The organism is Variovorax sp. RCC_210 (assembly GCF_041355175.1).
Taxonomy (GTDB): Bacteria; Pseudomonadota; Gammaproteobacteria; order Burkholderiales; family Burkholderiaceae_C; genus Variovorax.
The window spans coordinates 1,487,567-1,513,131 of sequence record NZ_JBFUPJ010000001.1 but is presented as its reverse complement, the minus strand read 5'-3'; the positions used below and the strand labels follow the sequence as shown (position 1 = coordinate 1,513,131).

Below are 25,565 nucleotides of genomic sequence, written 5' to 3'. Positions count from 1 at the left end.
GCGGCTCAGCGTTGGCTGGTGACGCCCAGCAGCTCGTGCAGCCGCGTGCTGGTGGTCGTGTACTGCAGCGGCACGGCCTTGCCCGGGAACACGATGGCCGTGGCGCCCCAGGCGGCCAGCGTGGCCTCGTGGAAGCCGCAGACGATGAGCTTCTTCTTGCCCGGGTAGGTGTTGATGTCGCCCACCGCGAACACGCCGCGTTCGCGGGTTTCGTACTTTTCGGTGTCCACCTGCACCTGCTTGCGCTCCAGTTCCAGGCCCCAGTCGGCGATGGGTCCGAGGCGCGGCGAGATGCCCAGGCAGGCGACCAGCGCGTCCAGCGGCAGCTCGAGCGTGGTGGCATCGGGCGTGGTGATCTGCAACTGCTTGCCGTCGAAGGCGCTGGGCTGGCCCACCCGGAACGCCAGCTTGCCCTCGGCCACCAGCGCCCGCATGGCGGCGACCGTGCCTTCGGCGGCCTGGAAGCCGTCGCGGCGGTGCACCAGGGTGACTTGCTTCGCAAGGGCGGTGAGCGCAATGGCCGTTTCCAGCGCGACGTCGTCGCCGCCGTTCACCACCACCGTCTGGCCCGCGAAACGGTCCAGCGATTCGGGGTGATAGAAAAGCGAGGTGCCCTCGAAGCGGGCGATGTCGTCCAGCACGATGCGCTTGGGCACGAAGGCCCCGACACCGGCGGCGATGAACACGGTCTTGGCCAGGAAGGCCTTGCCGGCCGAGGTGGTCAGCAGCAGCCGCTGGTCGGCTTGGCGCTCCAGCGTGGCGACCTGCTCGCCGAAGTGGAACTGCGGCTTGAACGGCGCCACCTGCGCCAGCAGCGACTGCGCCAGCGCGCGCCCGCTGGTCATGGGCGTGCCGGGAATGTCGTAGATCGGCTTGTCGCCATACAGCGCCACGCACTGGCCGCCGGCGGCGGGCAGTGCATCGACGATGTGGCAGGAAATTTCGAGCAGGCCCAGCTGAAAGGCCTGGAACAGCCCCACGGGGCCGGCACCGACGATCAGCGCGTCGGTTTCGATGGGGGCGGTTGCCGTGCTCAGCGCACCAGCTCCCCGATCTTGTCGGTCTTGTCCTTCCACTCTTCGTGGTCGGGCAGCGCGGGCTTGCGCTTGGTGATGCTCTTCCAGCCGTCGGCCAGGGCCAGTTCGGCGTTGAGCTTGATGAAGGCGATCTGGTTGGCCGGCAGGTCTTCTTCGGCGTAGATCGCGTTGACCGGGCATTCGGGGATGCAGACCGCGCAGTCGATGCATTCGTCCGGGTCGATCACCAGCATGTTGGGACCTTCGCGGAAGCAGTCGACGGGGCAAACGTCCACGCAGTCGGTGTATTTGCAACGGATGCAGGCTTCGGAGACGACGTGGGTCATTTGTCTTTTTACGTCAGAAAGTGGTCGGGGAAAACCCGAGATTTTAGGCCTTTGCGGCGGCGGGCTGCACGAGCACGGCAGCGGCGGTCTTGTGGGAGGCCGTATCGACCAGCACCAGCGAGCCCAATGCACGCGATTGCGTGAAGGGAAGCACCGCCAGCGGCTGCTGCAGCGCCAGCACCACGTCGCCGATGGCGTTGGCCTCCAGCTGGGCGGCCGGCTCCGATTCGAGCGTGGTGATGTTCACCCGGTCGACGATGCGCGCCACCTTGGCCTTGACCCAGCGATGCCCCTGCAGCGCCCAGTACACGCGGCCCGCGACCAGCGGCTCGTCGTCCAGCCAGGCCACGGTGGCGGTAATTTCGCGCACCGGCTCGAAAGCCTCCGGCGCCAGCAGCCAGTCGCCGCGCGACACGTCGACCTCGCGGTCGAGCACGATGCCGGCGCTGTGGCCCGCATGCACCACCTGCGGGTGGCGCGTGTGGTTCAGCACCTGGGCCACGGTGGCGGTCTGGTTGCTCGGCAGCACGGTCACGCGCTGGCCCGGCTCCACATGGCCCGAGGCCACGCGGCCCCAGAACACGCGGCGGCCCTGCGAGGTGTCGGCGGAAGAAGAAAACTTTTCGACCCATTGCACCGGGAACGCGAAGGGCACGGCCTCGTCCTGCGCGGTGACCGGCAGGTCTTCGAGCAGTTCGAGCAGGCTGGGGCCTTCGTAGCCGACCCAGTCGGCATGGCGCGTGGCCACGTTCCAGCCCTTCAGGGCCGAGATCGGGACGATGGCCGCCACCTGCACGCCGGCTGCTTCGGCAAAGGCGTTCAGCGCGGTCGAGATGCGTTCGAAGGCCAGGCCCGCATCGGCGATGGCGTCGAGCTTGTTCACCGCGAACACGATCGACTGCACGCGCAGCAGGTGGCACAGCAGCGTGTGGCGGCGCGTTTGCGGCAGCAGCTCGCGCTTGACGACGGTGCCGTCTTCCACCTCGGCGGCCCAGGCCAGCTTGGTGGCATCGACCAGCACCACGGCCGCGTCGGCGGCCGAGGCGGCGGTGACCATGTTGCGCGTGTACTGCTCATGGCCTGGCGCGTCGCCGATGATGAACTTGCGCCTGGCGGTCGAGAAGTAGCGGTACGCCACGTCGATGGTGATGCCCTGCTCGCGCTCGGCCGAGAGGCCGTCCGTGAGCAGTGCCAGGTCGGTTTCGCCGCCGCGCTGCACGCCGGCCAGCTGGTCTTGCAGCACCGTCTTGCTGTCCACCAGCAGGCGGCCGATGAGCGTGCTCTTGCCGTCGTCGACCGAGCCGCAGGTGATGAAGCGCAGGGCCGTGCCGGTGTCGCCGTGCACGGCGGAAGCGCTAGCGGTGGAGGTGGAAGTGGCAGCGGCGTTGGAGGTGATCGTGCTCATCAGAAATACCCGTCTTTCTTGCGCTTCTCCATCGAAGCTTCCGAAGTCATGTCGTCCATGCGCGTGGCGCCGCGCTCGCTGACGTCGACCGACAGCGTTTCCAGCACCACGTCGGCGGCGTCGGCCGCCAGGCTGTCCACCGGGCAGGTGGTGGTGATGTCGCCCACGGTGCGAAAGCGCACGTCGCGCACCTGCACCGTCTCGCCGTCGCGCGGCGGGGTCAGCGCGGTCACCGGCACCAGCAGGCCGCGGCGCTCGACCACTTCGCGCTTGTGCGTGTAGTAGATCGACGGCAGGCCCACGTGCTCGCGCTCGATGTACTGCCACACGTCCAGCTCGGTCCAGTTCGAGATCGGGAACACCCGAAAGTGCTCGCCCGGGGCCAGGCGCGTGTTGAACAGCGTCCACAGCTCGGGGCGCTGGTCCTTGGGCTGCCATTGGCCGAAGCTGTCGCGGTGCGAAAAGATGCGTTCCTTGGCGCGCGCCTTTTCCTCGTCGCGGCGGGCGCCGCCGATGAGCGCGTCGAAGCGGAACTCCTCGATGGCTTCGAGCAGCGTGACCGACTGGTGCGCGTTGCGCGACTCGCCCGGGTGGGCCAGGCGCACGGTGCCGCGCTTCATGGAGTCTTCCACGTTGCGCACGATGAGTTCGGCGCCCAGCTCCCTTGCGCGCTGGTCGCGGTAGGCCGTCACTTCAGGAAAGTTGTGGCCTGTGTCGATCATCAGCAGCGGGTAGGGGATGCGGCCCGCGCCGAAGGCCTTTTCCGCGCACTTCAGCAGCACCAGCGAGTCCTTGCCGCCCGAGAACAGCAGCGTCGGTCGCTCGAAGGCGGCCGCCACTTCGCGCAGGATGAAGATGGTTTCTTCTTCCAGCGCATCGAGGTGCGTGTTGGACAGGTGCGCGGGAGCGTGCATGGGCGACTGCAGCAGTTCGGTTTCGGTACGGGCGTTCATCGGGTGGGTTGCTGAGTGCAAGTATTCAGGGGGCAGTAGGTCGTTCGCGAGCCGTCGGTCTCAGTGCGACAGGTGCAGGCCGCACTCGCGGTTGTCTTCGCCCTTGGTCGGGTCCACGTAGTCGAAGTTGTTCGGCAGGCCGTGCGCTTCGCAGTATTCGTACAGCTCCTTGGACGACCAGTGCAGCAGCGGCGCGACCTTGATCAGCCCGTCGGGGTTGACCGAGACCGGGTCCATCTGCGCGCGCACGGCCGTGTCGGTGGCCCGCAGCGCGGTGAACCACACCTTGGGCGCCGTCTCGCGCAGCGCGCGGGCGAAGGGCTCCAGCTTCACTTCTTCGGTGAAGGCGGCGTGGCGCGGATCGTCCAGCGCCGGCGTGGGGCCTTCCACCGCTTCGCGGTGCGCGCGCGAGCGGCGCGGCAGGTAGATGTGCAGGTCCAGGCCGAGCTGCTTCGTCACCTCGTCGGCAAAGCGGTAGGTGGCCTCGGTGTTGTAGCCGTTGTCCATCCACACCACGGGAACGTCCTTTCGGGCGCGCGTGACCATGTGCAGGATCACGGCCTCGAACGGGCGAAAGTTGGTGGTGACGATGGCGCTCTGGCCCAGGCCGATGGCCCAGTCCACCAGGCCCTCGGCGTTGCGGCCGAGTTCGGTGTTGATGCGTGCGAGGTCGAGGCTCATGTCCAGGGTTCCCATGCGCGTTCAGCTGCCGGCCACGAAGTGCGGCGCGGTCTTCACCGCGTCGCCCTGGTAGAAGGCGGCGAAGCGGTCGAACTGGCGCTGCGCGTCGGAGGCGTCCACGCCTTCCTTCAGCACGGCGCTGGAAAAACCGGTGCGTTCCATCTGCACCAGCTGGTCGATCAGCACGTCGCCGGTGGCGCGAATGTCGCCGGTGAAGCCGAGGCGGCGGCGCAGCAGGAAGGCCTGGCTGTAGGCGCGGCCGTCGGTGAACTTCGGAAAGTTCAGGTCGATGCGCTCGATGTCCGCCAGGCACACCTCGATGGCGAGCGGATCGGCGTCGTTGGCCAGTTGCAGCACCTTCGGGTCGCCGTCGTCGATGTGGTCTTCAGCCGCAAGAATGTTCAACGTTTTGTTCATTAGGAAACCTCCACGCTGCGCGTTACGGTATTCGCCTTGGGAGCGGTCCGGCGGCTCATGCTGCTTCCTCCACCTTGAACCGCGCACCGTTGGCCGCGGCCTTGAACGGGTCCGGCCCCACGCGGCGCAGGGTGTCGATGAAGTTCTCGCCGTTTTCACGGGTGTCGCGGTACGTGGTGAGCACGGCCTCGATCACGCCCGGCACTTCGGCCGCCGAGAACGAAGGGCCCACGGCCTTGCCGGCCTGCGAGGCGCCGCTGAGCGCGGAGCCGTCGGAGCCGCCCAGGGTGACCTGGTACCACTCCTTGCCGTCCTTGTCGACGCCCAGGATGCCGATATGGCCGCTGTGGTGGTGGCCGCACGAGTTGATGCAGCCGCTGATGTGCAGGTCGATCTCGCCGATGTCGTCGAGCTCGTCCAGGTCCTGGTAGCGCTCGGTGATGGCTTCGGCGATGGGAATGGAGCGCGCATTGGCCAGCGCGCAGAAGTCGCCGCCGGGGCAGGCGATCATGTCGGTCAGCAGGTGCACGTTGGCACTGGCGAAGCCGGCGGCGCGGGCGGCGAGCCACAGCGCGTGCAGGTCTTCGGCGTGCACCCAGGGCAGCACCACGTTCTGGTCGTGCGTCACGCGGGCTTCGCCGGCGGAGAAGCGGTCCGCCAGCTGGGCGAGCGTGTCGAGCTGGTCGGCCGATGCGTCGCCGGGCGCCTGCTTCAGGCGCTTGAACGACAGCGTGACGGCGCGCAGCGCGGGGTTCTTGTGCGGCGCCACGTTGCGCGCCAGCCAGCGCGCGAACTGCACGTCGTCGGCGGCGTGGGCGCGCAGCTCGGCGTCGGTCTTCTCGGCGCTCTGCAGCACGCGGGTGGCCAGCGTGGGCGGCACGAAGGAGGCGGCCACGCGGTCGAACTCCTGCTGCGTGATGGTGTGCGGCGCGCCGTCGTGCTCCAGGATCTGCTTGTACTCGGCGTCCACGTCGTCGATGTAGCGCTGGCCTTCGGCCTTCACCAGGATCTTGATGCGCGCCTTGTAGATGTTGTCGCGGCGGCCGTAGCGGTTGTAGACACGAATCACCGCTTCGAGGTAATTCATGATCTGCTGCCACGGCAGGAACTCGCGCAGCACCGTGCCCACGATGGGCGTGCGGCCCATGCCGCCGCCCACCTGCACGCGAAAGCCGATTTCTCCGGCCTCGTTCTTCACGATGTGCAGGCCCACGTCGTGCCAGCCGGTGGCCGCGCGGTCTTCGGTGGCGCCGGTGATCGCGATCTTGAACTTGCGCGGCAGGAACGCGAACTCGGGGTGCAGCGTGCTCCACTGGCGCATGATTTCCGCGTACGGGCGCGGATCGGCGATTTCGTCGATGGCCACGCCGGCGCGCTCGTCGCTGGTGATGTTGCGGATGCAGTTGCCGCTGGTCTGGATGCCGTGCATGTCCACCGAGGCCAGCAGGTCCATCACGTCGGCCGACTTGGCCAGTGGAATCCAGTTGAACTGCACGTTCTGGCGCGTCGAGAAGTGCGCGTAGTGCGTGGGCAGCTTCTGGCTGCCGAGCAGGCCTTGCGTCTCGACGGCCTTGCGGTAGACCTCGGCTTCGGGCTCGTCGTACTCGCGGGCAATCTTGGCGAGCACGCGCAGCTGGCGGCTGGAGAGCTCGCCGTAGGGCACGGCCACGCGCAGCATGGGCGCGTAGCGCTGCACATACCAGCCGTTTTGCAGCCGCAACGGGCGGAATTCGTCCTCGTGGAGGCGGCCCTTTTGCCAGCGTTCGAGCTGGTCGCGGAATTGGGCGGCTCGTTGATGAACGAACTGGCGATCGAATTCTGTGTATTGGTACATCGTGCGTGTGTCGTCTTGAGGAAGTGCGGAGCCGGTCGTGAAACGGGGCGCCCCAGCAAGAAGCCGAGATTCTGGAAGCCCGCCTTATGGAAACAAACTATTTTTTGGTTCGCGCTTTATGCGGATTAGCTTATTCACCAGTCCCCATGCGGGTTTCGGGGCGGTTTTGTGCTTATTGCGGATAAGGCGGGCGGGCCCGGAAAAGGCTTGCCGGACTGCGAATTCTAGAAAGCTTGCAAAGTCCGCGCTGCTTGCGGCTGTCGGGCACTTGCTGGGCACTTGCAAGGTGCTTGGCGGTCAGGCACCGGGTTTTCCGCAGCGGCCTAAAGTTTTCACCCGCCCTGCCGATATCCAGCCAAGGAGAGCGGCCATGCCGGCTGCTTTTTCAGATTCGACGGTGCCGTCGCCTGCGCGGCAGCCTTTCCTTGCAAGCAATCCATTCCCCCTTGAGCCCCGGAGTCCGAACATGTTCTTGAGCAACGTCTCGATTGGCAAGCGCCTTGCCATCGTGCTGGGCGCCATCCTGGCGCTTTTCCTCGCCACCAGCGTGGCAGCGGTCTTCAAGCTGCAGCAGTTGAGCCAGGAGATCGACACGATGATCCAGGACAACGTGAAGACCGAGCGCGCCGGCTCCGACTGGCTGCGCCACACCACCTCGGGCGTGCAGCGCGCCGCGGCCATCGCCAAGAGCAGCGATTCCAGCCTGATCGACTACTTCGCGCCGGCCACGGCCAAGTCCATCAAGGACACCAACGAGCTGCAGAAATTCATCGAGGGCAAGCTGGTCAAGCCCGAGGAGAAGGCGCTGCTCGAAAAGGTCGGCACGCTGCGCAAGGCCTATTTGGCCTCGCGTGAAGAGGTGAGCAAGCTCAAGCTCACGGGCGACCTGGCCGGCGCCAACCGCGCCTTCGACGACCAGTTCCAGCCCACCTCGGTGAACTACATCGCCGGCGTGCAGCAGGTGGTGGACATGCAGCGCGAGCAGCTCGACGCCGCCGCCGCGCGCGCCAACGACCTGCGCGCCCAGACCAGCACGCTGCTGGTGGTGTGCTCCGCCGTGAGCCTGGTGGCCGGCGCGCTGCTGGCCCTGCTGCTGGCGCGCAGCATCGTGCGCCCGCTGCGCAGCGCCGAGACCATCGCCCAGTCGATCGCCGACATGGACCTTACCGGCGCGCCGCAAACCAGCTACGCCAACGACGAGACCGGCCACCTGCTGCGCGCGCTCGACCTGATGCGCAACGCCCTGCAGGGCTCGCTCTCGCAGGTGCACGGGGTGGTGATGAACGTGTCGACCGCCAGCACGCAGATCGCCACCGGCAACCAGGACCTGTCCTCGCGCACTGAAGAGCAGGCCAGCTCGCTGGAAGAAACGGCCGCCTCCATCGAGGAGCTGACCTCCACCGTGAAGCAGAACGCCGACAACGCCCGCCAGGCCAACCAGCTGGCCACCTCGGCCTCGGAAGTGGCCGTGCGCGGCGGCAGCGTGGTGTTCCAGGTGGTGGAGACCATGGGCTCCATCAATGCGTCGTCCAAGAAGATCGTGGACATCATCAGCGTCATCGACGGCATTGCCTTCCAGACCAACATCCTGGCGCTGAACGCGGCCGTGGAAGCCGCCCGCGCGGGCGACCAGGGCCGCGGCTTTGCCGTGGTGGCCTCCGAAGTGCGCAGCCTGGCCCAGCGCTCGGCCGCGGCGGCCAAGGAAATCAAGACGCTCATCGGCGACTCGGTCGAGAAGGTCGAGGAGGGCAGCCGCCAGGTGGCGGACGCCGGCCGCACCATGGAAGAAATCGTGGGCAGCGTGAAGCGCGTGACGGACATCATGGGCGAGATCAGCGCCGCCAGCCAGGAGCAGACCTCGGGCATCGAGCAGATCAACCAGGCCATCACGCAGATGGACCAGGCCACGCAGCAGAACGCCGCGCTGGTGGAAGAAGCCTCGGCCGCCGCGCAGTCGCTTCAGGAGCAGGCGGGCAGCCTGTCGCAGATCGTGGGGCAGTTCAAGCTGGAGCAGGGGCAGGGCGCCCCGGCGCTGGGCCACGCGCCTTCAGGCGTGTACGCATCCGGCGCACCGCGCGGTACCGGTATGCGCGACCTCGCCTTCCAGTAAGGCAGCAAGGCAACAAGGAGCGAACCGGCGACCTTGTCCCGGTGCTGCCTCAGCGCAGCATCGACGACATCGCCGAGCAGCAGTTCAGCATGCGCACCGCCGCCTCCACCGTCTGGGCGGTGAAGCGCAGCGTGACGCCGTCGACGCGCTCGAAGCTCGGCCACTGGCAGAACAGGTCGGCCAGCGAAGGCGACTGGCAGCGCAAGCTCACGGCCTGCGGGCCCGCGAAGACCAGCGGCTTGACCTTCGCGTTCGCATGGCCGGCCAGCGCCTCCTGCACCCCGGCGCGGATGGCGCGGCGCGATTGCTCGGGCGACAGCGACACGCCGCTGCCGAAGCCCGTGGCCTTCTTGGTTTCCACGAAGGTCGCGTGTGGAAACAGCGGGCGGTTCTCGGCGATGAACACGTCGTCGCCGCTGCCCATCACCACGGGCACGCCGTATTCACCGGCCAGCGCGCCGTAGAGCCCGGCTTCGCCCAGCTCCTGCCCGTTCAGCGAAATGCTGGCGAAGGCAAAGCTGTTGATGGTGTGCGCCAGGATGCCGCGGCCCTGCGCGCGCGAGTGGTAGCCCACCATGCAGACCGCGTCCACGCCTTCTTCCACGCCCGCCACCATGCTCAGGTAGCGCGGCTTGCCCTGCACCACGCGGGCACGCGCGTCGAGCACGTCCGGCGGCATGTTGCGAAAACCGCCGTGCGAGTCGTTCACCAGCACCTCGGTGGCGCCCGCGTCGAAGGCGCCGGCGATGGCGGCGTTGGCTTCCTGCGCCATCAGCAGGCGCGCGCGTTCGAACTCGGGGTTGCCGGGGCGCGTCTGCTCGGGGTGGTAGACGCCGGCGACGCCTTCGATGTCGGTGGAGATCAGGACTTTCATGGGCGTTGCTCGTCGGGGAGAGGTCGGTAAAGAGGTCGGAAGGAGGTCGGAAAGAGGTCAGCAAGAGAGTGAAGACGCCGGCAGCAGTTCGGCCAGCGCGGCGCGGTGGTTGCCGTCGCGCCCGGTCACGGGCGTGGCGCGCCACAGCGCATGAAGAATCGCCTGCTCGGTGCTGTCGGCCGCGGCCTGGAACAGGCCGTCGAGCAGCCCGTCGTGCAGCATGGCCACCGCGGGCATCGGCCGCTCGACCTGGTCGGGCACGGTGTAGGCGGTGGAGAAGGCCAGCACGATGTCGCCGCTGCCGTGGCCGAAGACCGAGCCCGTGCGGGCCAGGCCCGCGCCCGCGCGCAGCGCCAGGCGGCGCAGCTGGCGCGCGTCCAGCGGGGCGTCGGTGGCCACCACGATGATGATCGAGCCCTTTTCGGTGGGGTCTGTTTCCTTTTCCGGCGGCGGCTTGCGCGCGGCCTGCAGCGCCGCGAGCCGGTCGCCCACCGCGTGGCCGGCCAGCAGCAGCTGCGGCTGGCGCCCGTAGTTGGCCAGCACCAGCGTGCCGACCGTATGGCAGCCGCCGCAAGAAGCGCTGGAGGGCGCACCCGAAGGTGCGGGCCCGCCATGCGAGGACACCTGCCGCGACGACACCCGCCGCGACGCGCTCCCGATGCCGCCCTTCAGCTGGAAGCTCGACATGCCGCGCCCCGCGCCGACCGAGCCCTGCGCGAAATCGGCGCCCGCCGCCTGCAGCGCCTGCAGGTAGTCGGCCTCCGTCACGGCCAGCCGCTGGATGTCGTTGAGGTAGCCGTCGTTGCACTCGAACACCAGCGGGTTCACCGTGGGCAGCGCGCGGCCGGTCTCGGGGTTGCGCGCCACGCAATCGCGGATCTGCGCCGTGGCCACCGTGCCCACCGAGAAGGTGTTGGTCAGTGCAATGGGCGTTTCCAGCACGCCCAGCTCCTTGAGCTGCACCAGGCCCACGCTCTTGCCGAAGCCGTTGAGCACCACGGCCGCGGCCGGCACCTTGTCGCGGAACGGGTCGCCCGCGTGCGGGCGGATCACCGTCACGCCAGTCTGCACGCCGCCGTCGCTCAGCGTGCGGTGGCCGACGGTGACGCCGGCCACGTCGGTGATGGCGTTGCGTTCGCCCTGGAGCAGGTTGCCGATGAAGGGAAGGGTGGCTTGCTGCTTGCTGGAAGACATGGGGGAAAGAAGATTACTGGCGGTCGATTTTCGGGTCGAGCGCGTCGCGCAGTGCATCGCCCAGCAGGTTGAAGGCGAGCACGGTGAAGAAGATGGCCAGGCTGGGGAACAGCGCCACGTGCGGCGAGGTGACCATGTCGGCCCGCGCCTCGCTCAGCATCGCGCCCCACTCGGGCGTGGGCGCCTGCGCCCCCATGCCCAGGAACGACAGGCTGGCCGCCGTGATGATCGAGGTGCCCACGCGCATCGAGAAATACACCACGATAGACGAGATGGTGCCCGGCAGGATGTGCCGCACGATGATGGTCCAGTCCGACGCGCCGATGCTGCGCTCGGCCTCGATGTAGGTCTGCTGCTTGAGCACCAGCGTATTGCCGCGCACCAGCCGCGCGAAGGCCGGCACGCTGAACACCGACACCGCCACCACCACGTTGGTCATGCTGCTGCCCAGGATGGCGACCACGCCCAGCGCCAGCAAAATGCCGGGGAAAGCGAACAGCACGTCCGACACGCGCATCACGATGCGGTCCCACCAGCCTTCGTAGTAGCCCGCCAGCAGCCCGAAGGCCGTTCCGATGAAGCCGCCTACCAGCACCGACAGGAAGCCCGCCATCAGCGAGATGCGCGCGCCCGCCAGGATGCGGCTGAAGATGTCGCGGCCCAGCGGGTCCACGCCCATCCAGTGCGTGGCCGAGGGGCCGCTGTTGAGCATGTCGTAGTCGAAGAAGTTCTCCGGGTCGAAGGGCACGATCCACGGCGAGAACACCGCGATGAACACCAGCAGCAGCACGAACAGCGCCGCCACGATGCCCACGGGCTGTTTCTTGAAGCGGCGCCAGCACTCGCCCCAGGGCGTGCGGACCTTGCCGGCGGACTGGAGCGTGGCGACCGGGGAGGTCGGAAGAATGATGTCGGCAGGCGCGCCGGAAGCTTGCGTCATGTCGGCGTGCTCACTTGTAGCGAATGGTGGGGTTGATGTAGCCGTACAGCACATCGACCACCAGGTTGATCAGGATGAACTCGAGCGAGAACAGCAGCACCAGCGTCTGGATGACGGGGTAGTCGCGCATCTGCACCGCGTCCACCAGCAGGCGGCCCAGGCCGGGCCAGTTGAACACCGCCTCCACAAGAATGGAGCCGCCCAGCAGGAAGCCGAACTGCAGCCCCATCATCGTCACCACCGGAATGAGCGCGTTGCGCAGCGTGTGCTTGAACACCACGCGCGATTCGTGCACGCCCTTGGCGCGCGCGGTGCGCACGAAGTCTTCCTGGATCACCTCGACGAAAGACGCGCGCGTGAAGCGCGCCATCACGGCCGCCACGGCCGCGCCCAGCGTGATCGAGGGCAGGATGTAGTGCTTCCACGTGCTGGCGCCCACCGTGGGCAGCCAGCCGAGTTGCACCGAGAAGATCTGCATCAGCAGCATGCCGAGTGCAAATGCGGGAAATGAAATGCCCGAGACCGCGAGCGTCATGCCCAGCCGGTCGGGCCATTTGTTGCGGTACACCGCCGAAACAATGCCGATGCCCATCCCGAAAATCACCGCCCACACCATGCTGGTGATGGTGAGCATCACCGTGGGGAAGAAGCGCTCGCCGATCTCCACCGACACCGGGCGGCGCGTGCGAATGGAGGTGCCGAAGTCGCCCTGCACCATGTGGGTGAAGAAGCTCACGAACTGCTGCGGCAGCGGCTTGTCGAGCCCGAGCTCCTGGCGCACCATGGCCACGGTCTGCTCGTCGGCGTCCTGGCCGGCGGCAAGGCGCGCCGGGTCGCCGGGAAGCATGTGGACGAACAGGAACACCAGCACTGCCACGATGAGCAGCGTGGGGATCAGGCCCAACAGTCGTTTGAGGAAGTAATTCAGCATGGGGTACGGTTGTCGGGAGCGGGCGCGGGCGGCATTGCCCGCGCCCGGTCGCGACAGTCAGTCAGGAAACGAGAAAACGCGCGAACGTGCTATCAGTTCGACACCGCGATGGCGTCGATGTTGATGTTGCCGTCGGGCATCACGAACACGCCCGACAGGCGCTTGGAGTTCGCCGACAGGTTCTGCTCCGTGACCATCGGCACGCGCGGCAGGTCCTTGCGGATCTGTTCCTGCGCGGTCTTGTACAGGGCGGTCTTCTCGGCTTCGTCCACCGTCACCAGCGCCTTGGCCAGTGCGTTGTCGACCACCTCGCTCTTGTAGAACGACATGTTGTTCAGCTTGGGCGCCCAGGCTTCCGAGGCGAACAGCGGGCGCAGGCCCCAGTCGGCTTCACCGGTGGACGACGACCAGCCCGTGTAGTACATGCGCACCTTGGCCGTCTTGGCGTCCGGCCATGCATCGACCTGCTCGGTGCGCTGGCCCACTTCGAGCGCCTGCACCTGCAGCTTGATGCCCACTTGCGCGAGCTGCTGCTGCACGAACTGGATGGTCTTCTGGCTGGTCGTGTTGTTGTAGGCGCTCCACAGCACCGACTCGAAGCCGTTCGGGTAGCCGGCTTCCGTCAGCAGTTCCTTGGCCTTCTTCACGTCGTAGGGAATGGGGGCCATCTTCTCGGCGTACTTCACGCCCTGGGGCAGCACGCCCTGCGCCGGGAAGGCGTAGCCGCCGAAGGCGACCTTGGCCAGCGCTTCCTTGTTGATGGCGTAGCCGATGGCTTCGCGCACCTTCGGGTTGTCATAGGGCTTCTGCAGCATGTTGAATGCCAGGAAGCGCGTGATGATCGAAGGCGTGGCCACCACTTCGAGCTTGTCGCTCTTCTTCAGCAGGTCGGCCTGCTCGTAGGGAATGGGGAACGCGAAGTCGGCTTCGCCGGTCTGCAGCATGGCCGCGCGCGTGTTGTTCTCGAGCACCGGCTTCCACGACACCGTGTCGACCTTGGGGAAGCCCTTCTTCCAGTAGCCGTCGAACTTCTTGGCCTTGACCGCGTCGGTCTGCTTCCACTCGACGAATTCGAAGGGGCCCGTGCCCACGGGGTGGAAGGCGATGTCCTTGTTGCCCCACTTTTTCAGCGCGGTGGGCGAGATCATGGCGGCCGAGGCGTGCGCCAGCGAGTTGATGAAGGGGCCGAAGGGCTCCTTCAGCGTGATGCGCACGGTGGTGGCGTTCACCGCCTCGACCTTGCTCACGCGGTTGAACTGGTTGTAGCGCAGCAGCTTGTTGTCCTGGTTGAGCACGCGCTCGAGCACGAACTTGACCGCTTCGGCGTTGAAGTCGGTGCCGTCGTGGAACTTCACGCCGCTGCGCAGCTTCAGGGTGTAGACCAGGCCGTCCTTCGACACCTCGTAGCTCTCGGCGAGCACGGGTTGCACCTTCAGGTCCTTGTCGAACTGGAACAGGCCTTCATAGAAGGTCTTGGTCACGGCCGTGGTGATGGTGGTGTTGGTGTTGTACGGGTCCAGCGTTTCCGGCTGGTAGCCGATGGACAGCACCACGTCTTTGGCGGCCAGCGCCGTGCCCGATGCGGCCATCGCGGCGAGGCCCAGCAGTGCGGATGCCCATCGCAGGGAGGAAGAAGATTGCTTCATGGAAGAACTCCAGTCGGTTCGTGGAAAAAAGCAGGGGGGCCTGCCGGTTGAAAAAATCGGATCGAACTCAGAACGCGCCGCTGATGGCGTCGAACTTCAAAATGCCCCGCCGATGGCGTGGCGTGCCACGAAGTGGCCGGGCGCCACCTGCACCAGCGGCGGCACCACGGGCTCGTCGCCCACGGCGCGGATGGGGCTGGGAATCTCGCCCTCGAGCAGCGCGCGCGGCTTGTGGCGGCGCGACGGGTCGGCCACCGGCACCGCGGCCATCAGCTTGCGCGTGTAGGCGTGCTGCGGGTCTTCGAACACCGCGCGGCGCGGGCCGATTTCCACGATCTGGCCCAGGTACATCACGGCCACGCGGTGGCTGATGCGCTCCACCACCGCCATGTCGTGCGAGATGAACAAAAAGGCCACGCCCAGCTCGCGCTGCAGGTCGAGCATCAGGTTGACGATCTGCGCCTGGATGGACACGTCCAGCGCCGAGACCGATTCGTCGGCCACCACCACCTTAGGGTTCAGCGCCAGGGCGCGCGCGATGGCGATGCGCTGGCGCTGGCCGCCCGAGAACTCGTGCGGATAGCGCTGCGCCACCTCGGGCGGCAGGCCGACCTTCTGCAGCAGCCAGTCGACGCGCTGCTGCGCCTCGGCACCCTTGGCGATGTTGTGGATGAGCAGCGGCTCCATGATCGAGAAGCCCACCGTCACGCGCGGATCGAGCGAGGCGAACGGGTCCTGGAAGATGAACTGGATGTTGCGGCGCAGCGCCTGCAGCTCGCGCGTGGGCAGCTCGCGAATGTTCTGCCCGCCGAACTCGATGGCGCCGCTCTGGCTCTCGACCAGGCGCAACAGCGAGCGGCCGGTGGTCGACTTGCCGCAACCCGACTCGCCCACCAGCGCCAGCGTTTCGCCGGGGTACAGGTCGAAGCTGATCTTTTCCACCGCATGCACGCGGCGCTTCACGCGCCCGAAGAGGCCGCTGCGCACGTCGAAGCGCGTGACCAGGTCGCGCACGCGCAGGATCGGGCCCGCGTCTTCGCACACCGTGCTCTGCGGCGTGGCCGCTTCCACCGGCGCCGCGCTGGCCGCGTCTTCGGTGCGCAGCAGTTCGAACTTGGCCGGCAGGTCGGTGCCCTGCATGGCGCCCAGCTTGGGCACCGCGGACAGCAGCGCGCGGGTGTAGGGGTGCTGCGGCGCGGCGAACACCGCGTCCGACGTGCCCGCCTCGACCTTGTCACCGCGGTACATCACCAGCACGCGGTCGGCAATCTCGGCCACCACGCCCATGTCGTGCGTGATGAAGAGCACGCCCATGGGCATCTCTTTCTGCAGCTCGCGAATGAGCTGGAGAATTTGCGCCTGGATGGTCACGTCCAGCGCCGTGGTGGGTTCGTCGGCAATCAGCAGCTGCGGCTTGCAAGACAGCGCCATGGCGATCATCACGCGCTGGCGCATGCCGCCAGAGAGCTGGTGCGGAAAGCGGTCGAGCACATTGCGCGCTTCAGGAATGCGCACCAGCTCCAGCATGCGCAGCGCCTCGGCGCGCGCGGCCGCGTTGCTCTTGCCCTGGTGGATGCTGATGGCCTCGGCGATCTGGTCGCCGGCCGTGAACACGGGGTTCAGCGACGTCATCGGCTCCTGGAAGATCATGGCGATGTCCGCGCCGCGAATGCCGCGCATCGTCTGGTCGCGCGCCTGCGCCAGGTCGAGCACCTCGCCGTTGCGGCGGCGAAACGTCATGCGCCCGTCGAGGATGCGGCCGCCGCCGTGCTCCACCAGGCGCATCAGCGCCAGCGAAGTGACCGACTTGCCCGAACCCGATTCGCCCACCACCGCGAGCGTTTCGCCATGGTCGATGTGGAAAGACAGTTTCTTCACGGCATCCACGGTGCGCTCGGAAGTCGAGAAGCGAACGGTGAGGTCGTCGACGGCGAGAACGCGGCCGTCCGGCAGGGCAAGGGAGGGGGTGGACATGGGAATGCGAGAAAAAAGGGGAACGCGCGGCGTCAGGCGAAGATGGCCGTGTGCGGCGCGTCGGTGCCGCGCGCGTGGCCGCGGTACATGCCTTCGGTGTTGAAGGCCAGGCTCAGGTTGCCGTGCCGGTCGATGGCAATCAGCCCGCCGGTGCCGCCGATGGCGGGCAGCGACTGCTGCACCACTGCGTGCGTGGCCGCTTCGAGCGTGGCGCCGCCGTAGGCCATGCGGGCGCAGATGTCGTAGGCCGCCGCCACGCGGATGAACATTTCGCCGCTGCCCGTGCACGACACCGCGGCCGTGCGGTCGTCGGCGTAGGTGCCCGCGCCGATCAGCGGCGAATCGCCGATGCGGCCGACGCGCTTGTTGGTCATGCCGCCGGTGGAGGTGGCCGCGGCCAGGTGGCCGTGCATGTCGAGCGCGACCGCGCCGACGGTGCCGAACTTCTTGTCTTCGTCCAATGGAGCGACCGGCGTGGCCGAGGCAGCAGCCATCGACGCGCCTTCGTGGTCGGTCACCACGCGGCCCGTGTCGCGCACCCGAAAGAGCTGCTGGCGGCGCGCGTCGGTGGAAAAGAACGAGGGCTCGACCATCTCCAGCCCGCGCTCGCGCGCAAAGGCTTCCGCGCCCGCGCCGGCCAGCAGCACATGGGCGCCGTCTTCGAGCACCGCGCGGGCCGCGCGCACCGGGCGGCGGATGTGGCACACGCCGGCGATGGCGCCGGCGGCGAGCGTGGCGCCGTCCATCACCGCGGCGTCGAGCTCATGGGTTTCGTCGTGCGTGAACACCGCGCCGTGGCCGGCGTTGAAGAGCGGGCACTCCTCGAGCAGCTCCACCGCGAGGCAGGTGGCGTCGAGCGCGCTGGCGCCCTTCAGGAGCACGGCTTGCGCAGCGGCCACGATGCGGTTCAGCGCGTCGTGGTAGGCCTGCGCCTGCTCGGCGCTGGTCGTGGCGGCGCTGATGGTGCCGGCGCCGCCGTGGATGGCGATCACGGGCACGTGGCGCGCCTGGGTCGCTTGGGATGAGGTCATCGGGAGGCTTTCTTCTTGCGGTTGCGCGCGCTGTTCAGGCCGTGCGCATCGGTCGTGTCTGTGTCGGCGGGGTCGAGCGCATCGGGCGTCTCGTGGCGCCGCGCGCTGGTGTCCAGCCCGTTGATGCGCGGCAGCCCGTTGGCACCGTGCAGCCACGGGCGCACCGCCTGCAGGATGCGGCCGGCGGACTGCACCGCGCCCGGCGCGCGCAGCGAGACGGCGCTGGTGAGCGCCTCGATCAGCGCGAGCACGCTGGTCTCGCAGTTCGGGCGGTAGCTGGTTTCGGTCTGGCAGTACAGCGCCACGTCGGCCAGCGGCGCGATGGGCGAGCTCGGGCGGTCGGTCAGCGCCAGCACCGCGCAGCCCTGGCCGCGCGCAATCTGCGCCAGCGCCACCGTGTCGGTCAGGTAGCGCGGAAAGGTCAGGCCGATGAACAGGTCCTGCGGACCCGCATGCATCAGCGTGCGCGCCGCGTGGGTGACGCCGCTCACGCTGGAGAGCATGCGCACGTCGTTGCACGAGCCGTCCAGCCCGTGCTGCAGCAGCCCCGCCAGCCAGGCGCTGGCGCCGAAGCCGCCGATGTAGATCGAGCGCGCCTTGCCGATGCGTTCCACCGCGGCCTCGCAGGCCGCGTAGTCCAGCGTCTGGCGCGTGGCTTCGATGTTGCGGCGGCTTTCGTCGAGCGCCGTGGCGAAAACTTCGGCCACCGTCGTCGGGCGCTCCAGGTTGCCGCGCAGCCGCTCCACGGGCGCCACCAGCGGCTCGAAGCCGCGCACCAGCTCGGCGCGGAAGGTGGCATAGCCGTCGAAGTCGAGCGCGCGCGCAAACCGGTTGGCCGTGGCCACCGACACGCCCACCGCCGCGGCGAGCTCGTCGATGGGCAGCGTCGCCACCTGCAGCGGGTGCTCCAGCACGTAGTCGGCCACCTGGCGGTGCGAACGCGTCAGCCGTGGCAAGGCCTGCGCAATGCGCTGGGCCACGGTGGTGCCTGGGGTGTCGACGGTGGTGCTCATGAAGGGTGCGGAGTGCCCGAAAGTGTGCGTTTTTTGAAAACCAGTTTACAAATATAAGTCAAACAAGAAAATTTTCTGTCATTTTTGATCGGGTTTGCAAGGAATGGGCCAGCTGAAAAGGGGCTTTGAAACACTGGGCAAAGCGAGCTTTCCCTCTCGAAGTGGCGCGCTCAGGGGCTTCGACGGGTCATGGCTAGGGATTTCCCTGATGTGGCTGCTTCGTCAAACTTCAGGCATTCACAGGGAGCGAAAAAATGGGCGAGGAAAAGAAGGCAGATTGCGCATCGGCGCTGGGCGCGCGCATCTTGAAGGTTGACCACGCCGGCGAGGAGGGCGCCGTGAACATCTACAGAGCGCAGATCTTCATGGCCCGTTGGACAGCGCCCTCGTTGGTGGCTGAACTGCGAGAGTTCAAGTCGCACGAAGAGGGTCACCGCGCCTTGTTTTGGACGGAGTTGCAACGCCGCGGTGTTTCCCGATGCCGCAGCTATTTGCTGTGCGGCATCGGCGGGTGGGTGCTCGGATGCCTGACAGGCTTGTTGGGTCGGCACGCCATTTCAGCGACGACCGTTGCTGTCGAGCGGGTCGTGCTCGCGCACCTGAAGGAGCAGCTGCACACGCTCGCCGGCCGGGACGAGGCAGCTGTGCACGTTATTTCGCAGATCGTCGAAGAAGAGCAGTTGCACCACGACCAGTCGGCGTCTCACGTGCGCAAGGACCATGTCTGGACGAAGGTGCTGGGGCCCGTGGTTGCCGCGTCGACGGAGTCGGTGATCTGGCTGGGCATGCGGCTTTGATGCGCTGACGGAACCCGGCGGTCAGTTCGTCGCAGCGTTCATACGCCACCACCCGCACGCGCCCCAATCGACCAGCACGCCGCAACAAGCCGCACCTCATCCCCGAACACGAACGGCTCGAACGCCGCGCGAACCACATCGATGACCTTCGCGCGCGTGCGCTCGTCCGCATCGCGCAGCTTCAACCCGACCGGGCCGAGCCGGCTCAGATAGCCCAGCAGGTCCTTCTCGGGCAGCGTGCAGGGCACGTCGACGGGCGCGATGTCGATGTCTTGCCAACCACTGTCCCGCAGGATGCCGCGCACGCGATCCTTGTCGGCGAACGCGAACTGCCCCGGCGCGCCGGGCTGGCGCGCGGGCAGGTCGAGCAGCGGCGCGGCGGCGCGTTCGGCGGTCGTCATGAACGGGTTTTCGGCGGCGCTGCGCCAGGCGATGAACTTCATCGTCGCGCGGTCGGCCGCGGCGTGGCGCAGGTTCGAAAACGCGCGCACCGGGTCGTCGAAGAACATCACGCCGAAGCGCGAGACCAGCATGTCGAACACGCCCGGCTCGAACGCGTGGGCCTGCACGTCGGCGCAGACGAAGCTGGCATTCGCCGCGCCTTCACGCTCGGCGCGCGCCCGGGCGGTGGCGACCATGGGTTGCGAAATGTCGATGCCCGTGCTGCGGCCCCCGGCCTCTTGCGAACGCGAGACGGCGAGCGTGGTCGCGCCCGTGCCGCAGCCCACGTCGAGCACGCGTTGCGCGCCCGCGGCCGCCTCCACCAGCAAGGCTTCGAAGGGGCGAAAGAGGTGGTCGAGCGTGGGCTGCATGTCGACCCAGGTGTGCCCGGACGGCCCGTTCCAGAGCCGGGCCTGCTCGCCAACGACTGGTTGCGGGGTGGGCGAAGCAGGGCGGGGCGGCGAGTTGGTCATGTTCGTGTCCTTTTCGGTCTTGCCTTCAGCAGGCGGAAACCGCACTATGCGAACTCAAGTCGACTTGAGGTCAAGAGGGTGATGCATCTGGATATCAGCGAGGTGGCGCAGCGCTCTGGCGTACCGGCCTCCACATTGCGGTTTTACGACGAGAAGGGCCTGATCGCCTCGACCGGCCGGCGCGGCCTGAAGCGCCTGTTCGACGCCGGCGTGCTGGAGCGGCTGGCGTTGATCGCGCTGGGCCGGACCGCGGGTTTCTCCCTCGACGAAATCGCGCGCATGTTCGGCGCCGATGGCCAGCCGCGCATCGACCGGCTGATGCTCACGGCCAAGGCCGACGAGCTCGACCGCACGATCCGCAACCTGAGCGTGATGCGGGACGGCCTGCGCCATGCCGCCGTGTGTTCCGCCCCCAGCCACATGGAGTGCCCGAAGTTCCGGCGCATCCTGAGGGCGGCGGAGGCGGGTGCGAAAGCGGGTCAACAAAAGAAGGAGCGAAAAGCTCCGCGAACAAAGAATTCCGAAATTTGAGCAGAGCGCAAACTGGCGCCCGCACACCAGCCGCGCGCCCCCGAACGCACCGCCCGCGAAGCTACCGAACCACCGCCTTCTCCATGAACACGCTGAATGGATCCGGCCCGTACGCCCCGAACGGCCCGCGCCGCTCATATCCGGACCGCGCATAGAAAGAAATCGCCTCAGGCTGGCTGGGGCCCGTCTCCAGCATGAACATCGTGCAGCCCTTGGCCGCGGCGTGGCCTTCAAGAAAAGCCAGCACCCCGGCAGCAATGCCTCGCCCCCGATTCCCCGGCCGAACGAACATGCGCTTGAGCTCGCCGAACTCGGCCCCCACCACGATCGCCCCGCACCCGACCGCCGTGCCTTCCTCGTCGCGCGCAACAGCGAACAGCACATTCGCCGCCGACAGCGCCGCAATGTCGATGCCGTGATGGCTCTCGGGCGGGTACAGCGGCTTCTGGTACGCGTCGAGGTCGTCGATGAGCCCGATCACGTCGGGCTGGTTCGGGCTTTCAAGGGCGATGTGCATCGGTCGATGTTACTTAGCCGATCTGCCCAAAGCCCACCCGGTCGCAGGGTTCAATGCTTGGCCCAACAATGGCCGTCGACGGCGGGCCGGTCGGCCTGCCGATGTCATGCATCGCACGCGCGAAGGAGTAGCACTTTGGAATACCGTCATCTGGGCAAATCGGGCCTCAAGGTCCCCGTGTTGAGCTTCGGCACTGGCACCTTCGGTGGCAAGGGCGAATTTTTCAGCGCATGGGGCAGCACCGACGTGGCCGAGGCGCGCAAGCTCATCGACATCTGCCTCGACGCCGGCGTCAACATGTTCGACAGCGCCGACATTTACTCGGCCGGCTCGGCCGAATCGGTGCTCGGCGAGGCCATCAAGGGCCGCCCGCGCGACCAGCTTCTCATCTCCACGAAGGCCACCTTCCGCAGCGGCAAGGGCGCCAACGAAGTGGGCTCGTCGCGCCACCACCTGGTGCGCGCCGTCGACCAGGCGTTGCAGCGCCTGGGCACCGACTACATCGACCTGTTCCAGCTGCACGGCTTCGACGCCAGCACGCCGGTGGAAGAAACCGTGTCCACGCTCGACGACCTCGTGCGCGCGGGCAAGCTGCGCTACATCGGCGTGTCGAACTTCTCGGGCTGGCACCTGATGAAGTCGCTGGCCGTGTCGGAGCGCTACGGTTATTCGCGCTATGTGGCGCACCAGGCGTACTACTCGCTGGTGGGCCGCGACTACGAATGGGAGTTGATGCCGCTCGCGCAAGACCAGGGCGTGGGCGCCGTGGTGTGGAGCCCGCTGGGCTGGGGCCGCCTCACCGGCAAGATCCGCCGCGGCCAGCCGCTGCCCGCCAACAGCCGCCTGCACGTGACCGCCGACATGGGCCCGCCCGTGCCCGACGAGCTGCTGTACCGCGTGGTCGAGGCCCTTGAAAAAGTGGGCGCCGAAGTCGGCAAGACCGTGCCGCAGGTGGCGCTGAACTGGCTGCTGCAACGCCCGACCGTCTCCAGCGTAGTGGTCGGCGCGCGTGACGAGGCGCAGCTGCGGCAGAACCTGGGCGCCGTGGGCTGGAACCTGACGCCCGCGCAGGTCGCCGAGCTCGACGCCGCCAGCGCCACGCCGCGCACCTACCCGTACTGGCACCAGCAGGGCTTCCTGGAGCGCAACCCGAACCCGGTCTGACCGGCTTCAGGCCAGGCGCTGGTATCAGGCTCAGGCCGGCGTCAGCCCCAGCACCCACTGCTTGAACTGCTCCAACGCCCCCGAGGCCGGCCGGCCTTCGGGGTACGCGAAGTAGTAGCCCTGGCGCACGTCCAGGTGCCGGTCCAGCGGAATCACCAGCTCGCCGGTGCGCAGCTCGTGCGCCACCAGGATGCGCGGCGCCAGCCCCACGCCCATGCCGGCCGCCGTGGCGGCCACCACCATCGTGAAGAGCTCGTAGCGCGGCCCGCGCGACGCGTGCACCGTGTATTCCCATTCCTGCTGCGCATACCAGTCGCGCCAGGCGTGGGCGCGCGTGCTCAGGTGCACGTGGCGGCAGCGCGCCAGCCCGGCTTCGTCCCATGGGCCGTGCGCGTCGCGGAACGCGGGGCTGCAGATGGGCACCATCTCGCCTTCGGCAAAGATCAAGCCGCCGCGCGTGTTGGGCCAGAACTGGTCGCCGAAATAGATGGCCGCGTCGTACGCGTTTTCCTGAAAGGAAAAAGGCTGCGAGCGCGCCGACAGGTTCACCGTGATGTTCGGGTGCAGCCGGCTGAAATCGGGCAGCCGCGGTATGAGCCATTGCGTGGCAAAGGTCGGCACCACGGCCAGCTCCAGCACGAAGCCCATCTCGTGCCCGGCGCTGATTTCCAGCGTGTCGCGGCGAATCTGGTCGAGGTGGCGGCGGATGCGCGCGGCATACTCGCGGCCCACGTCGGTGAGCGTCAGGCGCTTGCGCACGCGGGAGAACAGCGGCACGCCCAGGCGCTGCTCCAGCATCGCCACCTGGCGGCCGACGGCGCTTTGCGTGAGCGCCAGTTCGGTGGCCGCGCGGGTGAAGCTCCCCAGCCGCGCCGAGGCTTCGAAGGCCTGCAGCGCGCCGAGGTTGGGAATGTCTTTTCTCATCGGCGCTATTCTGCGGGCGTGGGGTCGCGCGGAGTCATGGCGGAGTTGTGGCGGGGGCGGTGAACGTATCTGGGGTGCGCAGCAAGAAAGGAATTTCATGCGTCGTGTAGTGATCATCGGCGGCGGGGCCATCGGCTCGGCCATCGCGTATTTCCTGAACGCCGACCCGAAGGAAAAAGCCTTCGACGTCACCGTGGTGGAGCGCGATTTTTCTTACACGCAGGCGTCGTCGGCGCTGTCGGCCAGCTCCATTCGCCAGCAGTTTTCCACGGCCATCAACATCGAGATGTCGCTGTACGGCATTTCGTTCTTCCGCACGCTGGGCCAGACCTTGCGCGTGGGCGACAACGTGCCCGACATCGGCCTGGTCGAGCCCGGCTACCTGTACCTGGCCTCGCCCGCGGGCGTGGAGGTGCTGCGCGAGAACCATGCGATGCAGAGGGCGCATGCGGTGGACGTGGCGCTGATGACGCCCGACGAACTGCAGGCGCGTTTTCCGTGGATGTCCACCGAGGGCGTGGCGCTGGCCTCGCTCGGGCTGTCGGGCGAGGGCTGGTACGACGGCTACAGCCTGCTGCAGGCCTTTCGCAAGAAGGCGGTGTCGCAGGGCACGCGCTACGTGCAGGCGCATGCGACCGGGCTGCAGCGCAACGGCGCGGCGGTGACCGGGGTGCAGATCGACAGCGGCGCCACGCTGCCGGCCGACATCGTCGTCAACGCGGCGGGCGCGTGGGCCGCCAAGGTGGCGGCGTGGGCGGGCATCGACCTGCCGGTGCATGGCCGGCGGCGCAGCGTGTTCAGCTTTTCGTGCCCCGACAAGTTGCCCGGTTGCCCCTTGGTGATCGACACCTCGGGCATCTGGCTGCGGCCCGAGGGCCGCAAGTTCATCTGCGGCTTTGCGCCGCCCGCCACGCGCGACCTGGACGACCAGCCGCTGGAGGTGGAGCACGAGGTGTTCGAGCGCTTCATCTGGCCCGCGCTGGCCGCCCGCGTGCCGGCCTTCGAGGCCATCCGCATGACGGGGGCCTGGGCCGGCTACTACGAGATGAACGTGTTCGACCACAACGCGATCCTGGGGCTGCACCCGGCCTGCGACAACCTGTACTTCGCCAACGGGTTCTCGGGCCATGGCTTGCAGCAGTGCCCGGCGGCGGGGCGGGGCGTGGCGGAGCTGGTTCGCTTCGGCGGCTACCGCAGCCTGGACCTGTCGGCGCTTTCCTTCGCGCGCATCCTGGAGAACCGGCCGCTGTTCGAGAAGAACGTGATCTAGGCGGGGCCACGGCGAGGGCGTACGATCTTTCCGCAACCAAAGGCACACCCATCCATGACCGCACAGACACTCACAGACACCGCCCGCGCGCTGGTCGCCGGCGACAAGGGCTTGCTCGCAATGGACGAGAGCAACGCCACCTGCAACAAGCGTTTTGCGGTGCTCGGCATCCCGCAGACCGAGGCGGCGCGGCGCGACTGGCGCGAGCTGATTGTCACCGCGCCGGGGCTGGGCGACAGCATCAGCGGCGCCATTCTTTTCGACGAAACCATCCGCCAGAAGACGAACGCGGGCCAGCCCTTCGCCAAGGCGCTGGAGGCGGTGGGCATCATCCCGGGCATCAAGGTCGACATGGGCGCCAAGCCGCTGGCCGGCCACCCCGGCGAGACCGTGACCGAAGGCCTGGACGGCCTGCGCGAGCGGCTGGCCGAGTACGCCGGCATGGGCGCGCGCTTTGCCAAGTGGCGTGGCGTGATCGCCATCGACAAGGGCCTGCCCAGCCGCGCCTGCATCGAGGTCAACGCGCATGCGCTGGCGCGTTACGCCGCGCTGTGCCAGGAAGCCGGCATCGTGCCCATCATCGAGCCCGAAGTGCTGATGGACGGCGACCACACGCTCGCGCGCTGCGCCGAGGTCACCGAAGAAGTGCTCCAGCAGACCTTCGTCCAGCTGCGCGCGCAGGGCGTGCTGCTCGAAGGCATGCTGCTCAAGCCGAACATGGTGCTGCCGGGCCAGAAGGCCGCGGTGCAGGACACGGTCGCGGCGGTGGCCGAGGCCACGGTGAACTGCCTGCTGCGCACCGTGCCCGCTGCCGTGCCCGGCGTGGCCTTCCTGTCGGGCGGGCAATCGGCGCAGCTGGCGTCCGCGCGGCTGAACGAAATGAACCTGAAGTTCAAGGCGCGCATGCCTTGGGCGCTGACCTTTTCGTTCTCGCGCGCGGTGCAGCAGCCCGCGCTCAACGCCTGGAAGGGCGACGCCGCCAACGTGGCCGTCGCGCAGCAGGCGCTGGTGCTTCGCACGCGCGCCAACCAGGCGGCGCGACGCGGCGACTACAAGCAAGACCAGCAAGACAAGTAACCCCG

At 67.8% G+C, this 25,565-nt stretch carries 24 protein-coding genes; 6 read left to right on the top strand and 18 right to left on the bottom strand.

The window, feature by feature from the left end; translation table 11 throughout:
* Positions 1-5: 5 nt before the first annotated feature.
* Genes AB6807_RS07135 through AB6807_RS07105 form a run of 7 tightly spaced genes read right to left on the bottom strand, consistent with a single transcriptional unit; the run spans position 6 to position 6,653 of the window.
* On the bottom strand, positions 6-1,076 hold the full coding sequence (locus AB6807_RS07135) for an NAD(P)/FAD-dependent oxidoreductase (RefSeq protein WP_371084020.1): 1,071 nt from the start codon (positions 1,074-1,076) through the stop codon (positions 6-8).
* Entirely contained in the window at positions 1,034-1,363 is a 330-nt protein-coding gene (gene fdxA, locus AB6807_RS07130) for a ferredoxin FdxA (protein ID WP_116907474.1), read from the bottom strand. The genes AB6807_RS07135 and fdxA overlap by 43 nt, the downstream gene beginning before the upstream one ends.
* Before the next feature lie 43 nt (positions 1,364-1,406).
* Complete coding sequence (locus AB6807_RS07125; protein WP_371084019.1) at positions 1,407-2,768, bottom strand: sulfate adenylyltransferase subunit 1; 1,362 nt, start codon at positions 2,766-2,768, stop codon at positions 1,407-1,409.
* On the bottom strand, positions 2,768-3,721 hold the full coding sequence (gene cysD, locus AB6807_RS07120) for a sulfate adenylyltransferase subunit CysD (RefSeq protein WP_371084018.1): 954 nt from the start codon (positions 3,719-3,721) through the stop codon (positions 2,768-2,770). Before cysD ends, AB6807_RS07125 begins: the two co-directional genes overlap by 1 nt.
* A gap of 60 nt (positions 3,722-3,781) precedes the next feature.
* The gene (locus AB6807_RS07115; protein WP_207786610.1) at positions 3,782-4,402 is read right to left on the bottom strand and encodes a phosphoadenosine phosphosulfate reductase family protein; all 621 of its coding nucleotides are present in this window, start codon (positions 4,400-4,402) and stop codon (positions 3,782-3,784) included.
* A gap of 21 nt (positions 4,403-4,423) precedes the next feature.
* Positions 4,424-4,819, bottom strand: a complete 396-nt coding sequence (locus tag AB6807_RS07110) for a DUF934 domain-containing protein (protein WP_116907478.1) — start codon at positions 4,817-4,819, stop codon at positions 4,424-4,426.
* A gap of 55 nt (positions 4,820-4,874) precedes the next feature.
* Positions 4,875-6,653, bottom strand: coding sequence for a nitrite/sulfite reductase (locus tag AB6807_RS07105; protein WP_371084017.1), 1,779 nt, complete (start codon positions 6,651-6,653; stop codon positions 4,875-4,877).
* A gap of 466 nt (positions 6,654-7,119) precedes the next feature.
* Here AB6807_RS07105 and AB6807_RS07100 point away from each other — a divergent pair, with 466 nt between their 5' ends.
* Positions 7,120-8,763, top strand: a complete 1,644-nt coding sequence (locus AB6807_RS07100; protein WP_371084016.1) for a methyl-accepting chemotaxis protein — start codon at positions 7,120-7,122, stop codon at positions 8,761-8,763.
* Positions 8,764-8,812: 49 nt separating this feature from the next.
* Here the strand turns inward: AB6807_RS07100 and AB6807_RS07095 are convergent, their stop codons facing one another.
* From AB6807_RS07095 to AB6807_RS07060, 8 genes are all read right to left on the bottom strand, one after another.
* Positions 8,813-9,637, bottom strand: a complete 825-nt coding sequence (locus AB6807_RS07095) for a M55 family metallopeptidase (RefSeq protein ID WP_371084015.1) — start codon at positions 9,635-9,637, stop codon at positions 8,813-8,815.
* 57 nt (positions 9,638-9,694) lie between these two features.
* The gene (locus AB6807_RS07090; RefSeq protein ID WP_371084014.1) at positions 9,695-10,831 is read right to left on the bottom strand and encodes a P1 family peptidase; all 1,137 of its coding nucleotides are present in this window, start codon (positions 10,829-10,831) and stop codon (positions 9,695-9,697) included.
* A 13-nt stretch (positions 10,832-10,844) separates the two neighbouring features.
* Entirely contained in the window at positions 10,845-11,771 is a 927-nt protein-coding gene (gsiD, locus tag AB6807_RS07085) for a glutathione ABC transporter permease GsiD (protein ID WP_116907483.1), read from the bottom strand.
* A 10-nt stretch (positions 11,772-11,781) separates the two neighbouring features.
* Positions 11,782-12,702, bottom strand: coding sequence for a glutathione ABC transporter permease GsiC (gene gsiC / locus AB6807_RS07080; protein ID WP_093122534.1), 921 nt, complete (start codon positions 12,700-12,702; stop codon positions 11,782-11,784).
* A gap of 92 nt (positions 12,703-12,794) precedes the next feature.
* A complete protein-coding gene (gsiB, locus tag AB6807_RS07075) occupies positions 12,795-14,348 on the bottom strand; it encodes a glutathione ABC transporter substrate-binding protein GsiB (protein ID WP_116907484.1) in 1,554 nt (517 codons plus the stop codon).
* A gap of 96 nt (positions 14,349-14,444) precedes the next feature.
* Entirely contained in the window at positions 14,445-16,322 is a 1,878-nt protein-coding gene (locus AB6807_RS07070) for a dipeptide ABC transporter ATP-binding protein (protein WP_371084013.1), read from the bottom strand.
* Between the two features lie 32 nt (positions 16,323-16,354).
* The gene (locus tag AB6807_RS07065; RefSeq protein ID WP_116907486.1) at positions 16,355-17,353 is read right to left on the bottom strand and encodes an isoaspartyl peptidase/L-asparaginase family protein; all 999 of its coding nucleotides are present in this window, start codon (positions 17,351-17,353) and stop codon (positions 16,355-16,357) included.
* Positions 17,350-18,366: a MurR/RpiR family transcriptional regulator gene (locus tag AB6807_RS07060; protein ID WP_116907487.1), complete on the bottom strand. Its 1,017-nt coding sequence runs from the start codon at positions 18,364-18,366 to the stop codon at positions 17,350-17,352. The genes AB6807_RS07065 and AB6807_RS07060 overlap by 4 nt, the downstream gene beginning before the upstream one ends.
* Positions 18,367-18,620: 254 nt before the next feature.
* Between AB6807_RS07060 and AB6807_RS07055 the strand changes: the two genes are divergently transcribed.
* Complete coding sequence (locus AB6807_RS07055; protein WP_371084012.1) at positions 18,621-19,163, top strand: demethoxyubiquinone hydroxylase family protein; 543 nt, start codon at positions 18,621-18,623, stop codon at positions 19,161-19,163.
* Between the two features lie 38 nt (positions 19,164-19,201).
* On the opposite strand, the gene AB6807_RS07050 is transcribed toward AB6807_RS07055, so the two are convergent.
* Positions 19,202-20,077, bottom strand: coding sequence for a class I SAM-dependent methyltransferase (locus AB6807_RS07050; RefSeq protein ID WP_371084011.1), 876 nt, complete (start codon positions 20,075-20,077; stop codon positions 19,202-19,204).
* A gap of 78 nt (positions 20,078-20,155) precedes the next feature.
* On the opposite strand from AB6807_RS07050, the gene AB6807_RS07045 reads away from it, so the two are divergent.
* On the top strand, positions 20,156-20,608 hold the full coding sequence (locus AB6807_RS07045) for a helix-turn-helix domain-containing protein (protein WP_371084010.1): 453 nt from the start codon (positions 20,156-20,158) through the stop codon (positions 20,606-20,608).
* 61 nt (positions 20,609-20,669) lie between these two features.
* Here the strand turns inward: AB6807_RS07045 and AB6807_RS07040 are convergent, their stop codons facing one another.
* The gene (locus tag AB6807_RS07040; RefSeq protein ID WP_371084009.1) at positions 20,670-21,125 is read right to left on the bottom strand and encodes a GNAT family N-acetyltransferase; all 456 of its coding nucleotides are present in this window, start codon (positions 21,123-21,125) and stop codon (positions 20,670-20,672) included.
* Positions 21,126-21,260: 135 nt separating this feature from the next.
* On the opposite strand from AB6807_RS07040, the gene AB6807_RS07035 reads away from it, so the two are divergent.
* Positions 21,261-22,289 (top strand): aldo/keto reductase, encoded by a 1,029-nt coding sequence (locus AB6807_RS07035; RefSeq protein WP_371084008.1) that lies wholly within the window; start codon positions 21,261-21,263, stop codon positions 22,287-22,289.
* Between the two features lie 30 nt (positions 22,290-22,319).
* Here the strand turns inward: AB6807_RS07035 and AB6807_RS07030 are convergent, their stop codons facing one another.
* Positions 22,320-23,213, bottom strand: coding sequence for a LysR substrate-binding domain-containing protein (locus tag AB6807_RS07030; protein ID WP_371084007.1), 894 nt, complete (start codon positions 23,211-23,213; stop codon positions 22,320-22,322).
* A gap of 97 nt (positions 23,214-23,310) precedes the next feature.
* Here AB6807_RS07030 and AB6807_RS07025 point away from each other — a divergent pair, with 97 nt between their 5' ends.
* Both AB6807_RS07025 and AB6807_RS07020 read left to right on the top strand, forming a co-directional pair.
* Positions 23,311-24,483 (top strand): NAD(P)/FAD-dependent oxidoreductase, encoded by a 1,173-nt coding sequence (locus AB6807_RS07025; protein ID WP_371084006.1) that lies wholly within the window; start codon positions 23,311-23,313, stop codon positions 24,481-24,483.
* Positions 24,484-24,537: 54 nt separating this feature from the next.
* Complete coding sequence (locus AB6807_RS07020) at positions 24,538-25,560, top strand: class I fructose-bisphosphate aldolase (protein ID WP_371084005.1); 1,023 nt, start codon at positions 24,538-24,540, stop codon at positions 25,558-25,560.
* The last annotated feature ends 5 nt before the right edge of the window (positions 25,561-25,565 follow it).